The sequence below is a fragment of the Myxococcus sp. AS-1-15 genome (assembly GCF_020037055.1).
Lineage (GTDB): Bacteria > Myxococcota > Myxococcia > Myxococcales > Myxococcaceae > Myxococcus > Myxococcus fulvus.
This window is the reverse complement of the sequence record NZ_JAIQDF010000024.1, coordinates 40,877-53,744: the sequence shown is the minus strand read 5'-3', so window position 1 is coordinate 53,744 and position 12,868 is coordinate 40,877. Positions and strand designations below refer to the sequence as shown.

Annotated in this window: 9 protein-coding genes; 3 read left to right on the top strand and 6 right to left on the bottom strand. The window is 71.0% G+C overall.

Translation table 11 applies throughout. The annotated features are described in order from the left end of the window. Position 1 precedes the first annotated feature (1 nt). From K8625_RS40635 to K8625_RS40625, 3 genes are all read left to right on the top strand, one after another. Positions 2-682 (top strand): RNA methyltransferase, encoded by a 681-nt coding sequence (locus K8625_RS40635; protein WP_046711558.1) that lies wholly within the window; start codon positions 2-4, stop codon positions 680-682. 77 nt (positions 683-759) lie between these two features. Continuing rightward, positions 760-1,617 carry an outer membrane lipoprotein carrier protein LolA gene (locus tag K8625_RS40630; RefSeq protein ID WP_223747759.1) on the top strand — a complete coding sequence of 286 codons (858 nt, stop codon included), beginning with the start codon at positions 760-762 and terminating at the stop codon, positions 1,615-1,617. A gap of 10 nt (positions 1,618-1,627) precedes the next feature. Next, the gene (locus tag K8625_RS40625; protein WP_223785723.1) at positions 1,628-3,334 is read left to right on the top strand and encodes a hypothetical protein; all 1,707 of its coding nucleotides are present in this window, start codon (positions 1,628-1,630) and stop codon (positions 3,332-3,334) included. Positions 3,335-3,581: 247 nt separating this feature from the next. On the opposite strand, the gene rimO is transcribed toward K8625_RS40625, so the two are convergent. From rimO to K8625_RS40595, 6 genes are all read right to left on the bottom strand, one after another. After that, entirely contained in the window at positions 3,582-4,979 is a 1,398-nt protein-coding gene (rimO, locus tag K8625_RS40620; RefSeq protein ID WP_255653149.1) for a 30S ribosomal protein S12 methylthiotransferase RimO, read from the bottom strand. 33 nt (positions 4,980-5,012) lie between these two features. After that, positions 5,013-6,128, bottom strand: coding sequence for a hypothetical protein (locus tag K8625_RS40615; RefSeq protein WP_223747762.1), 1,116 nt, complete (start codon positions 6,126-6,128; stop codon positions 5,013-5,015). An 8-nt stretch (positions 6,129-6,136) separates the two neighbouring features. Further along, complete coding sequence (locus tag K8625_RS40610) at positions 6,137-6,634, bottom strand: YajQ family cyclic di-GMP-binding protein (RefSeq protein WP_046711562.1); 498 nt, start codon at positions 6,632-6,634, stop codon at positions 6,137-6,139. 24 nt (positions 6,635-6,658) lie between these two features. Then, entirely contained in the window at positions 6,659-8,299 is a 1,641-nt protein-coding gene (locus K8625_RS40605) for a ribonuclease J (RefSeq protein WP_223747763.1), read from the bottom strand. A gap of 105 nt (positions 8,300-8,404) precedes the next feature. Next, positions 8,405-8,767, bottom strand: a complete 363-nt coding sequence (locus tag K8625_RS40600; protein ID WP_223747764.1) for a hypothetical protein — start codon at positions 8,765-8,767, stop codon at positions 8,405-8,407. Positions 8,768-8,875: 108 nt separating this feature from the next. Beyond that, positions 8,876-11,590, bottom strand: a complete 2,715-nt coding sequence (locus tag K8625_RS40595; protein WP_223785722.1) for a tetratricopeptide repeat protein — start codon at positions 11,588-11,590, stop codon at positions 8,876-8,878. Positions 11,591-12,868: the final 1,278 nt, after the last annotated feature.

Genomic DNA, 12,868 nt, shown 5'->3' with positions numbered 1-12,868 from the left:
GATGTCCGGTGGTGGCCCTCGCTACGAGCGCTTCGAGAAGGACAAGCTGGAGCCCGAGCAGTTCCTCCTCGACGTGCGCAAGGAGAAGATCGACCGCGTCGTAAGCCAGCGCACGCGCAACTTCACGGTGGTCCTGGACCGGCTGGAGGACAGCTTCAACATGGCCGCGGTGCTGCGCACCTGCGAGTCCATGGGCGTCCAGGAGGTGCACGTCGTCATCAACCCGGAGGCCCCCTTCCTGCCGAACTCGAGGGTGGCCCAGGGCTGTGACAAGTGGCTGGACGTGAAGCTGTACAAGTCCTTCGCCGAGTGCCGCGAGCACCTGAAGTCGCGGGGCTTCCAACTGTACGCCTCGGCCATCCGCGAGGGCGCCACCAGCCTCTACTCGCTGCGCTTCGACCAGAAGGTGGCCATCGTCCTCGGCAACGAGCGCTACGGCGTCAGCGACGACGTGCTCAACGCCGTGGACGGCACCTTCTGGGTGCCGATGAAGGGCTTCAGTCAGAGCCTCAACATCTCCGCGGCCGCCTCGGCGTGCGTCAGCCGGGCGATTGCCTGGCGGGACGAGCACCTGGAAGGCGGCTCGGGGGACCTGCCGCCCGAGGAGGCGCAGGCCCTGCGCGAGCGCTTCTACGTGCTGGCCATCAAACAGAGGAAGCGGCTCTTCAAGAAGCAGCCATGAATGCCGGCCCCCCGGGGCGCGTCGGTATGGGGTAGATGGACGCCGGGGGCCTACCTGCCCTCCTGGAGACGCACGCCATGTTCCTGGAAACCCTGCTCGCCACGCTCCTGTCCGCGCAAGCCGTGCCGCAGTCCTCCGCTCCTGCTCCGGCCGCCACGGTGGTCCAGGGAGCCCCGGCGGGCGCTGGAAAGCCCCTGGTGACCCCGTCCGAGGCGGCGAAGACTCCGGCGCCCTCCGGTGTGAATCAGGCCGCTCCCGCGCAGGCGCCGGGCAAGCCGGCCACGACGCCCGCGCCGGCCGCCGAGACGAAGCCCGCAGCGAAGCCGGCCACGCCGATGACGCCCGAGGTGAAGACGCTCGTCGACCGGATGCAGGCGTTCTACGAGAAGACGGGCGACTTCCGGGCGAGCTTCAAGCAGGACTACAAGTACAAGACCTTCCGCCGGACGCAGTCGTCGGAGGGCGTCGTCACGTACAAGAAGCCGGGGCTGATGCGGTGGGAGTATCAGACGCCCTCCGCGCGCACCTTCGTGCTGGCCGGCAACAAGGTCTACGCGTACGACCCCGCGGCCCAGTCGCTCACGGTGGCCAGCGTGGACACCAGCCAGCTGTCCGCGTCGGTGACGTTCCTCTTCGGCCAGGGGCGGCTCGCGGACGAGTTCGCCATCACCAAGGGCGCCTGCAAGGACTGCAAGGGGACGCTGCTGGTGTTGAACCCCCTGAAGGAGGAGCCGCGCTTCAAGCAGGTGCGGCTGGAGGTGGACCCGGCGTCGGCCCAGGTGCTGAAGAGCACGGTGGTGGACCCGGATGGCAGCGAGAACACCATCTCCTTCGTGAACCTGAAGACGAACGTGGGCCTGGCCGCGGACAGCTTCAAGCTGGATGTCCCGGACGACACGCGCGTGGATGACTTCACCAAGCAGAAGAAGCAGTAACCTGCGCGGCGTGCGCGGCGCGTTCCTGCTCTGGCTGTGTCTGGGTGTGGTGGGCTCGGGATGTCACCGGGAGGTGGCGCCCGGCCCGTCGTCCCGGACCGAGGTGCTGGTGGGCCGCACGTTGCCGCTGTTGGCCTCGCCCGCGCTGAGGCTCACGGTGGCGGGGAAGCTGGGGACGCGGACGGTGCCCGTCGTCCTGGACGTGGCGCGGCCCCTGTCGATGGTCTCCCAGGAGTGCTTCGAGGGCGGCATCCCTCCGCCCGAGGGCACCGTGCGCGCGCCCGAAATCGCCGGGGGCTTTCGTGCCTGGCCGGTGGTGCCGTTGCCCGCGCTCACGGTGGGTGGCGCGTCCGTGCCGCTGCGCACGGCGGGCGTGTCCGGGGAGAAGCCCTGCTCGGTCACGCTGGGCTCGGACGTGCTGGAGCCCTACGCGCTCACCGTGGACCCCTTGCGTCGCGAGGTGACCTTCACGGCCTCTCGGTCGCGGGAGGCGTATGTGGCGGAGACCTCCGCGTCGGACGCGGCGCGGGAGGTCCACCGCGTGGAACTCAGCCGCGAGCCGGTGGGGGACTGGCCGCTGCTGGCCGCTCGGGTGGCACAGGGGGAGTCGGAGCTCACGGGCCCGTTCGTGTTGTCGACGCGGGAGCCCTTCTCGCGCATCGCCCTGGGGCCCGCGGAGGCGCAGGGGCTGCAGCCGTTGGAGACGGCGGCGAACCTGCCGCCACGCACCTTCGCGGTGGACTCGGTGGACGTGGCGGAGGGCGTGGGCGTGCGGCCTCTCGTCGTCGAAGCGGCGGGGCGATGGGACTCACCGAGCAGCCTCGGTCGACTGGGCCCGGATGTCTGGGGGCGCTTCACCGCGACGCTGGACGCGAAGGGCGGGGTGCTGGTGCTGCGCAGGCCCCGGGTCCTCGCGTCCGAGGCTTCAGCGTCGAGGGGCACCGAGGCGCTCGGCCCGGACAACGTGGAGAGCGTGGGGCGGATGCAGGGCAGCTCTCCCGACTCGGGCATCGCGTCGGGAGGAGGCGCCTCGTCGAAGGGGGCTCGTCCCGACGGCCTCTCCACGCCAGCGCCAGGGCCCGTAGCCGCGTTGGAGGACACGCATGACGCCGCTCCTGCTGTATCGAGCCCCGGGCCGGCGGCCACACCGTCGGAGGTCTCTCGGGAGGTCTCCAGCCCGTCGGGAGCTCCATCTTCACGGCTGACACCGCGCCAGCGCTGCGCGGATGCACACGGTGTCTTCAGCGAGGAGGCCTGTTACGGGCTCCATGTGCGCCGCGAGCCGGACGGGACGGTCTCCGTGGTCGGCGCGGTGTTCCGAGACCTCCCAGAGGGAGGCCGGGTGCACCTGGAGCCGGTGGGCGCGGAGGGGCAGCGCCTGGAACCGGGCTGCGCGGTGGGCCTGAGCTTCCCCGCCACCAGCCGGGGTCTCACGACGCAGCACCGTCTGCCCTGGCCCTCCCTGGCGCAATCGCTGCCCGCGTGCCACGCCGCGCTCACGCAGGCGAAGGACTTCCGGCTGTCCCTCTACGAGGAGGCACGTCAGCCCGAGTGCCCCACGGCGTGCGCCTTCGTCACCGAGACGGCCACGCGCCGCACGGTGTGCGAGTGCCAGCCCACGCCGCTCGGAGAAGGCGTCGCGGCGCCATCCCGCAAGAAGACCTCTCGCGAGCCCCCGCCCGAGGAGCGCGAGCTGGAGCCCGAGGACCCTCGGTAGTCGCGCGCGGGCTCGCGCAACACGCGCCGAGGCCCCGTGCACCCACGTGAGCGGGCGCGAGCGGCACTGTCGAGGAGCCTCGCTCCCTCCAGTCACCGGGATCTTCCTCGGGGCTCCGTCGCGAGTACGGTGAGCTGCCCCGAGGCGCGTGGTGCCGAGGAGCCTCGCTCCCTCCAGGCACCTCACTCCAGACAGCCAGACGCCCGGGCCACGTCGCGAAAGGCGCGCGGCCCGGGATGCTTCACGTCTACTCCAGCCGCGTCACAGGCCGGGGCGCGGGCACCACCGGCACGGGGGCCGGGTGCGCGTCACGCGCCACGTGCTGACGCTGCTTCGGGTCCGGCCGCTCCACCACGCGCGCCACCAGGTCGTAGTCGTGCGCCTCCGTCACCTCCACGGTGACGAGCTCACCCGGGTACGCCAGGCCGTCGTTGATGTAGACCAGACCGTCAATCTCGGGCGCCTGCCCCTGGTGGCGACCCACCAGCAGGTGCTCCGTCTCCGGCGCCGGGCCCTCCACCAGGACCTCCAGCCGCTTGCCCACGAGCTTCTTGTTCTGCTCGCGGTTGATGCGCTTCTGGATGGCCATCACCTCGCGCCACCGGCGCTCGATGATCTTCTGCGGCACCTTGTCGGGAAGGTCGTACGCCGCCGTGCCCTCCTCGTCGGAGTACTGGAAGACGCCCAGGCGCTCGAAGCGCTGCGTCTTCACGAACTCCTTCAACATCTCGAAGTCCTCCTCCGTCTCACCCGGCAGGCCCACGATGAGCGACGTGCGCATCACCAGCCCCGGCACGCGCTCACGCAGCTTGGTGAGCAGCCCCTTGAGGAACTCCGAGTTGCGGCCGCGCTTCATCGACAAGAGCAGCTTGTCGCTGACGTGCTGCACCGGCATGTCCAGGTAGCGGGCAATCTTCGGCTCCGCCGCCATCACCTCGATGAGCTCGTCCGGGAACACGCGCGGGTAGGCGTAGTGCAGGCGGATCCACCGCACGTCCACCTTCACCAGCGCCTTGAGCAAATCGTGCAGCTTCGGGCGGCCCGGCAGGTCATGCCCGTACGCCGTGAGGTCCTGCGCGACCAGGTTCAGCTCCTGCACGCCGCTGTCCGCCAGCCGCTTCGCCTCGATGACGATGTCTTCGATGGTGCGCGAGCGCTGCCCGCCGCGCAGCGTGGGGATGATGCAGAACGCGCAGGCGTTGTCACAGCCCTCGGACACCTTGAGGTACGCCGTGTACTTCGGCATCGAGTTGATGCGCGGCGTGTCGGCGTCGTGGATGTAGTCGGGGTCCGGAATCACCTGACGCGGCGACGCCTCGGCCGCCAGCAGGTCGCCAATCTGGGCGTACGCGCTGGTGCCCAGGAAGTGGTCCACCTCCGGCATCTCCTTCGCCAGCTCCTCGCCGTAGCGCTGGGACAGACAGCCCGTCACCACCAGCGTGCTGCAGCTCCCCGACTTCTTCAGCTCGGCCATCTCCAGGATGGAGTCCACCGACTCCTGCTTGGCCGGACCGATGAAGGCGCACGTGTTGACGACGATGACCTGCGCCTCGGAGGCCTCCTGCACCAGCGTGTAGCCGCGGTGCTTCAGCGTGCCGAGCATCACCTCGGAGTCCACCCGGTTCTTCGGGCAGCCGAGGGTCATCATGTACAGGCTCTTGGTGGTTTCCACTGCGGTCTACCTGCTTCCCAGTTCGGTTCGCGTGAAGTGGTCCCCACTCCAAACGAAGTTCATCATCGCGCCGTTCGAGTAACGGATGGTCAGCCCGTCCTCTTCGTCCAGCTCCACCGAGGACGCGCGCCCCAGCGCGCAGGTGGCGGCCGGCCACTCGAGCACTCGCCGCGCCGTCTTCCCCGTCACGAGGTAGAGCCCCAACCGCAGCTCCGTCTCGGCGTCGCATTGACCCGCGACGGCATATGGATTCTTCCCCGAGAGCACCGTCACGAAGGACAGCTCGCCTGTCAGGCTGAGGGACTCGGGGACGTTCACGTTCACCGACTTGGCGTCCACGGGCTTGCCCACCACCAGCTCGCGCAGCGACTCGGGGGACAGCTCCTCGTCCCCCTGCGCCCAGGCCGGGTAGCTGAGCAGGTCCCACCCCAGCCAGCCGGTGGCCGCGGGCTCCAGCGCCGTCACGGACTCGGGCGGCTTGAGCTTGAGCGCCTTGCGCGGCTCGTCCGGCAGCCGCAGCGCCTCGCCCACCATGGTGCCGCTCTGGCAGTTGGAGACGGGCACGCCCTTGCCCTCGCCGTCCTGGTCCTCGTAGGTGATGCACACGTCCATCACCATCGGGTCGATGGAGGGGAAGCGCGGCAGCGCGCGCACCGGCACCGCCGCCACCAGCGACAGCGTGGTGCCCCGGCGCTCCACCGCCCCGTTCACCTTCTGCTGGGCGAACTCCGGCGTCCCGCTGGTCGCGCCCGAGTCCCGCTTGCCGTCGAACCCGAAGCGCCACGTGTAGCCCGTCGTGAGCGGGCCCGTGTCCGGGAAGTAGATGGACAGCGTGACGGTGTCGCCCGCGAGCAGCTGGTCGTCCTTGGCGTCCACGCCCACGTAGAGCGTGTCCTTGCGGAAGCCCACCTTGGCGGTGAACGACGCGCTGGCGCCGGACACGTCCGTGGACTTGAGCGTCAGCGGCGAGGCGAAGCCCTTCAGGCCGCCCTGCAGCTTCGGCGGCTTGGACATGTTGGGCACCAGCTTGGACGGCCGGGGCGGGGGAAGGGCTTCGTCCTGCGCGGAGGCAATGGCCGGGACACAGAGCAGACAGCAGAGGGACAGGGCAGCGACTCGCATGGCTTCTATCAATCGCGGAAGTTGGTGAACTGCATGTCCAGCTTCAGTCGGTCCTGCTCCTTGCGGAACAGGGCGATGGCGGCCTGGAGGTCGTCCCGGTTCTTCCCGGTGACTCGCAGCTGGTCGGCCTGGATGGAGCCCTGCACCTTCATCTTCGAATCCTTGAGGAGCTTCACCAGCTCCTTGGACTTCTCCACCGGGATGCCCTGCTGGAGCTTGATGACCTGCTTCACGTTGTGCAGGCCCGTCTTCTCGATGTCGCCGTAGTCGAGCGCGTTCAAGCTGATGTTGCGCTTGGCCAGCTTCGCCAGCAGGACGACCTTGGCGGCCTTGACGTGGTCCTCGCTGTTGGCCTTCACGGTGATGGCCGTGTTGTCCGGGGCGATGACTACGTCCGCCTGCGCACCCTGGAAGTCATAGCGGGTGCTGAGCTCCTTCTTGGTCTGGTTGACCGCGTTGTCGAGCTCGGCGATGTCGATTTTCGAGACGACGTCGAACGAGGGCATGGGCAACAGCGGCGCTTAACACACCTACACCCTGACGACCATGGGCACCACCAGGGGGCGCTTGGAGCTGTACAGCCGGAACGCACGGCGCACCACCCGGGTGAGTTCCTCTCGCACCAGGGCGTCGTCGCCCCGCAGCTGGACGGACAGCTCCTCGAAGAGCGCCCGGGCGTCCTGGGCCACCCGGGGCAGCAGCACCTGTTCATCCAGCGACAGGCCCTGGCCCGACAGCTGGGGGCCGCCCACCAACTGCTGCGTGCCCCGCTGCAGCACCACGACGGCGGCCACCAGCCCCGTCTCCGACAGGCGGACCCGCTCGTGGAGTGTGTCCGGCGTCACCATGCCGCCTCCGAAGCGGTCCTTGAAGATGCGGCCGGAGGGCACGCTCCCGGTGAAGCGGCCCCGGCCCTCCTCGAAGCCCACGACGTCGCCGTCCTGGGCCAGCAGGCACTGCGCGGGCTCCAGGCCGGCCTCACGGGCGGTGGCCAGGTGTCGGTGCAGGTGGCGGCCCTCGCCGTGGACGGGGATGAAGTGGCTGGGGCGCACCAGCTCCAGCACGCGCTGCTGCTGGGGCCGGCTGGCGTGGCCGGACACGTGGACGCCGGGCTCCACCTGGGCGTACACGACCTTCGCGCCCCGCCAGTGCAGCTGGTCGATCAACGCCCCCACGCCGCGCTCGTTGCCGGGGATGGGGCGGGAGCTGAGGACCACCAGGTCTCCGGGGCCCACCTTCAGCGGCCCGTCACCGGAGGCGAGCTGCGACAGGCCCGCGCGGGGCTCTCCCTGCGCGCCGGTGGTGAGCACGAGCACGCGCTGGGCGGGGAGCAGCGGCACCGTGTCCAGGTGCACGAAGAGCGAGTCGGGCACGTCCAGGTAGCCCAGCTGCCGCGCCATCTCCACGTTGCGCTGCATGCTGCGGCCCTGCAGGGCCACCTTGCGCCCCAGCTTCTCCGCGAGCGTCAGGAGATGTCGCACGCGGTGCAGGTTGGAGGAGAACAGGGCCACGACGATGCGGCCGGTGGCGCCCTGGAACAGGCGCTCGAAGGTCTGCTCCACCACGCGCTCGCTGCCGGTCTCCTCCGTCAGCTCGGAGTTGGTGGAGTCCGACAAGAGGCACAGCACGCCCTCCTCGCCGGCCTCGCCCCAGCGTTCCAAGTCGGTGCGCAGCCCGTCGATGGGGTCCGGGTCCAGCTTGAAGTCGCCGGTGTGGATGAAGGTGCCTTCGGGCGTGCGGATGATGAAGCCCACCGCGTCCGGCACGGTGTGCGTGACGCGGCTGGCCTCCACCTTGAACATGGTGCCGACGTTGAACGGCTCGCGCGGCTCGATTTCGCGCAGGTCCGCCTCCACGCCCAGCTCGTCCAGCCGGTGGCGCGCCATGGCCAGCGTGAAGCGCGTGCCGTACACGGGCACATTCACCTCGCCCAGCAGGTAGGGCAGCGCGCCCAGGTGGTCCTCGTGGCCGTGCGTGAGCACCACGCCCTTGAGGCAGGCGGCGTTCTGCTTCAGGTGGGTGAAGTCCGGGATGATGATGTCGACGCCGGGCATCCCCTCGGAGGGGAACATCAGGCCCGCGTCGATGAGCAGCATCTCCCCGTTGCAGGCGATGACCAGGGAGTTGAGGCCGATTTCTCCCAGGCCGCCCAGGGGAATGACTTGAAGCATTTGGGGGAGTCTAAGGACTCACCCCGCCTCGCGCGGTGGAAAGTTTCGCCGTGACATCCATGGAGGGGCCGCGGACCCCGGCGATGAACCTGGACGGCGGGCGGCCTAGGAGAGACGGATGGGCAGGCCGCAGCCGCAGGGCGACGCGGGCCGGGCGGTGGCGCCGGTGCCGAAGAGGTCCGGGTAGCGCAGCCAGGGCTTCTGGGGGACGCCGCTCCAGGGCTCCAGCTTCGAGTGAGGCGTCCAGGGCCTGAGCGGCAGCCTCAGGAACGGGCGAGGGGGCTGCCCGGAGAGTCGGATGGGGAGCCCCGCGCCCTCCAGCCTGTGCCCGTCGAACCTGTCCCGGCGAGGGGTCGAGGGGGCTCCCGTCTTCGGTGACGCGGGCCGGGGCGCCGGGGGAGTGGGCTTCGAGGTGGCCGGGCGTGGCCCCATCCTGGCGGCGGACTTCGATGGCTTGTCGATGCTCATGACGCAATCCCCCATCGCGTGCGGTGCCTTCAGTGAAAAGGCTTGCATGGGGAGTATCGGGCGAGGCCGGCGCGAAGGTGCTTGGGATGGTTTTCGAGGGTTGGCTTTTCAGGGACGTGACACGGGGCCGGTGCTCATCCAGTCCCGGACGCGGCGGGCCTCGGCGGTCCACAGGTCCGGTGTGGCCTCGTAGAAGCCCAGGGCCTGCTGCGCGAGCGCGCGCGCGCGGGAGGACTCGGCGGCGCCGAGGGCGCGGGCGAGGGCGAAGCGGGTGGCGGCCAGGTCCTCTCCGAGGCCCGGCGTGGTGGCCCGCAGGGTGAGGGCGCGCTCCAGCGTGGCCCGGGCCTCGCGGGTGCGTCCCAGCGCGAGCTGCGCGATGCCGAGCGTGGTCAGCGGCGCGGCCTGGTCGGGGTGGCCCTTCTGGAAGGCCTCGTAGGCGTTCACGCTGCTGCGGGCCAGCTCCACCGCGTCGCGCGTGCGTCCCTCGCTCAACGCGAGCTGGGCCAGAAGCGCCCAGTCGGCCGCGGTCTCCGGATGCGTGGCGCCGTGGGTCTTCAGGTCCAGCGCGAGGGCGCGCTCCCGCAGTGGACGCGCCTCCGAGAAGCGCCCGAGGGATTCCAATGCGGTAGCAAGGTTGTTGAGGGGATAGCTGAGCGTCGCGCTGTCGGGGCCCATCGCGCGCTCCTCCAGGGTGATGGCCTGGTGCAGGTAGGGCAGGGCCTCGTCGAAGCGGCGGCGGAGCGTCAGGTGATAGCCGACGGCGTTGGCGGCCAGGGCCGTCTGGGGATGGTCGGGCCCCATCACCACCTTCGTGAGGTCGAGCACGCGGTGGAGCAGCTTCGAGGTGCGCTCCGTCTCGTCGGTGCGGGAGAGAGCGGAGGCTTGATTGCGCAGGGACTCGAGCGTGAGCAGGTGCTCGGGGCCGTGCGCCTGTTCGCGCAGGGCCGCCGAGCGCCCGAAGGCCTCCGCGGCCTCGGCGTACTGGCCGCGGAAGAACGCGTTGCGCGCGAGGCTCGTGTGGAGCAGGGCCTCCAGCTCCGGGGCGCCCCCCGCGCGCTCGATGCTGGCGCGGGCCTGCGCGACGCCCCACTCCTCGAGCTCGGGGGAGCGCGAGAGGGTGGTGACCCAGCGGGCGGCGGCGCGCGCGGCGACCTCGTCATGGCGCGTGGCCTGGGCGAGCAGCAGGGCCTCTCGCAGCGCCTTCTGCGCGCGGGCTTCGTCTCCGAGCACCAGGCCCAGGCGTCCCTCCAGCTCCAGCGCCTCCGCGAGCACGGGGCGGTAGCCGAGCGCGCGGGCCTGGACGAGCAGCGCCTGGAGCTCCGTGTGGGCCTGCTCGTAGCGGCCCGCGTCCACCAGGGCGGTGGTGCGGTCCAGTCCGGCGCGGAGGCGCTCCACGCGCTGGCGTTGCTCGCTCGACTCGGGGAGGCCCAGGCGCAGGGCGTCCACGTTCGCGCAGTCGTCGACGGAGGGCAGCCGCTGGGCGGCGTCGAGCGCGGTGGCGAAGGAGGCTTCGTCCGTCTGCGCGAGCACGCCCACCACGGCGTCGAGCGTCGAGCGGCGCCGCTCCAGGCACGCCATGCGCAGGGACAGCACCGCGTCGGATTGGTGGCCATGCACACGGGTGGCCTCGCAGGCCTCCAGGTGCATGCGCGTCCAGTCCTGGGCGAAGGTGTCCAGGCTCTGCGTCACGCGCGACAGCAGCTCGGGGGCCTGGGGCTTGTGGGTGGCGGAGAACGCCTTGCTCACGGCGTCCCTGCGCGAGGCGTCCCAGATGCCCGTCAGCCGCGCCCCTGCCTCCAGACAAGGCGCGTGACGGCGATTGCCCATCCACCACGCGACGCCGATGGCGCCGTAGAGCACGAGCACGCCGGCGGCCATGATGCCCCGGCGTCGCCAGATGACGGACGGGTCCTTGCTCAGCTCCGCGAGCAGGGCCTCCATGGAGGGGTAGCGGGCGTCGGGGGTGGGCGCGAGTCCCCGGCTGATGGCGCGCAGCAACCACGCGGGGACGCGGCTGCCTCGCGGAGGTGGGCGCACGTTGCCGGCGAGCGACTCGCGCAGGTAGACGCTGGCGGCCTTGCCCTCGAAGGGGAGCTGTCCGTAGAGGGCCTCGTAGAGCGAGGCGCAGAAGCTGAACTGGTCTCCGCGCGCGTCGGTGCGTCCGTCCTCGTGTTGCTCGGGTGGCATGTACGCGGGGGTGCCCATGACGAGGCCCGCCTCGGTGAGCGGGGACTCCAGGAGGTCTTCGCGCCGCAGGGCGAGCTGGGAGGGCGCGGTGGGGCGGCCTTCCTCGGCGGCGTCCTGGTCCGCGCTGTTGCGAGCCAGTCCGAAGTCCGTCACCTGCGCGCGGCCGTCGCGGCTGACGAGCACGTTGGCGGGCTTGAAGTCACGGTGGACGAGCCCGGCGGCGTGCGCGGCGGCGAGCCCCTTGCCGGCCTGGCGGAAGAGGTCGAGGACGTCGCGCCAGGAGTGGTCCGTGGCGCGCAGCCAGTGGCGCAGGGACACGCCGTCGACCAGCTCCATGGCGATGAAGACGCGGCCGGCGAAGGTGCCCGCGTCGTAGACGGAGACGACGTTGGGGTGGGAGAGGCGGGCCATGGCCTGGGCCTCTCGCAGCAGGCGCGTCGCGCCGTCGGCGCGGACCACGGTGTTGGCGCTCGGGTGGAGCAGTTTGATGGCGACGCGGCGGTGCAGCTCCGGGTCGTAGGCGTTGTAGACGACGCCCATTCCGCCCGAGCCCAGCTTGTCGAGGATGTGGTACCGGCCGACGAGCGTCCGCGAGGGAGCCTCGATGGATGGCGGCTCCGACGATGGGCGAGGCACACGCTGGCTGTTGCCGGGTGGCGGAGCGACCTGCGTGCCAGCGCCGAAGGGAGGGCGGGGCGGAGGAGCGACCTGTGTGCCCTCGACGACGGGAGGGCGGGGTGGCGGAGCGACCTGCGTGCCCTCGACGACGGGAGGGCGGGGCGGAGGAGCGACCTGCGTGCCCTCGCCGTAGGTCGGTGATGGAGCGCCGGCGCTGGACGGGCCTTGGGAAGCCGCGACCGCCTCGGAGGCGGAGGGAGGCGGAGGACCGGAGGCGCTCGCACCGGCCATCGGCCGAGAGGCAGGCGAGGGTACGGAGGTGCTTGCTCCGACCAGTGGCCGAGAGGGAGGCGAAGGACTGGAGGTGCTCGTGCCCACCGGTGCCCGCGATGACGGCGGCGGCACGGAGCTGCTCGCGCCGGCCAGGGGGCGCGACGGCGGAGGAGACGCGGAAGCGTCTTCACCGACCAGGGGGCGCGATGGATTCACGGGGGACTGCCCCGTGCTCGCGGACGAGGCCGGGGAAGAAGTGGTCGCCGCGTTCGTCCCGAGGGGACTCGCTGGTGGCGTAGGTGCACGTCCAGCAGCCACGGCTGATGCTGGGTCCGATGTCGCCGCCGCGTTCGTCCTGAGAGGCCCCGCTGGTGGCGTAGGCGAGCGTCCAGCCGCCACGGATGACGCTGGAGCCGATGTGGCCGCCACGCTCGTCCCGAGCGGAGCCGGTGGAGCCGCGGCCGAACGTCCCTCATTCGCGGATGACGCTGGAGGCGAGGTGACGGGACTGCTCGCGCCGACGGGAGGCCGCGACGGTTGCCCCGAACTCATGGACACCTTCGGCGCCGGCGCAATCTGGGTCCCCGCCTCCGCGACCGCTGGGAGCTCCAGCAACGTCTTCGGACCCTCCAGGCGCCGGGGCACTGGCGCAATCAGTGTCCCCGCGTCCGGCGCGGCCTCCTCGGGATGAGCGCTCGAACTGCCCACCTCCGGGTCCATGCCCCTCTTCCGCGCGGCACGCAGTGGCTCCGTGGGCGGGTCGAAATCCCCCACCATCGCCATCAACGCGGCGCGCGGTAGGGCCAGCTCCGTGGCGTCCTCCTGCTGCGGCGTGACGCGATGTGCCGCGCTGCCGGGCGGTGTCAGCCTCGCCAGGAGCGCCGCGCACGCACGGCATCCCTCCGCATGACGCCGCAGGCGCTGGGCCTCCACGACGGAGAGCACACCGCTGACCAGCGCTTGCGCGGTCTTCTCGTCGAAGCAGGACACCCCTCGGATGTAACCCCACACGGCGGGTACATG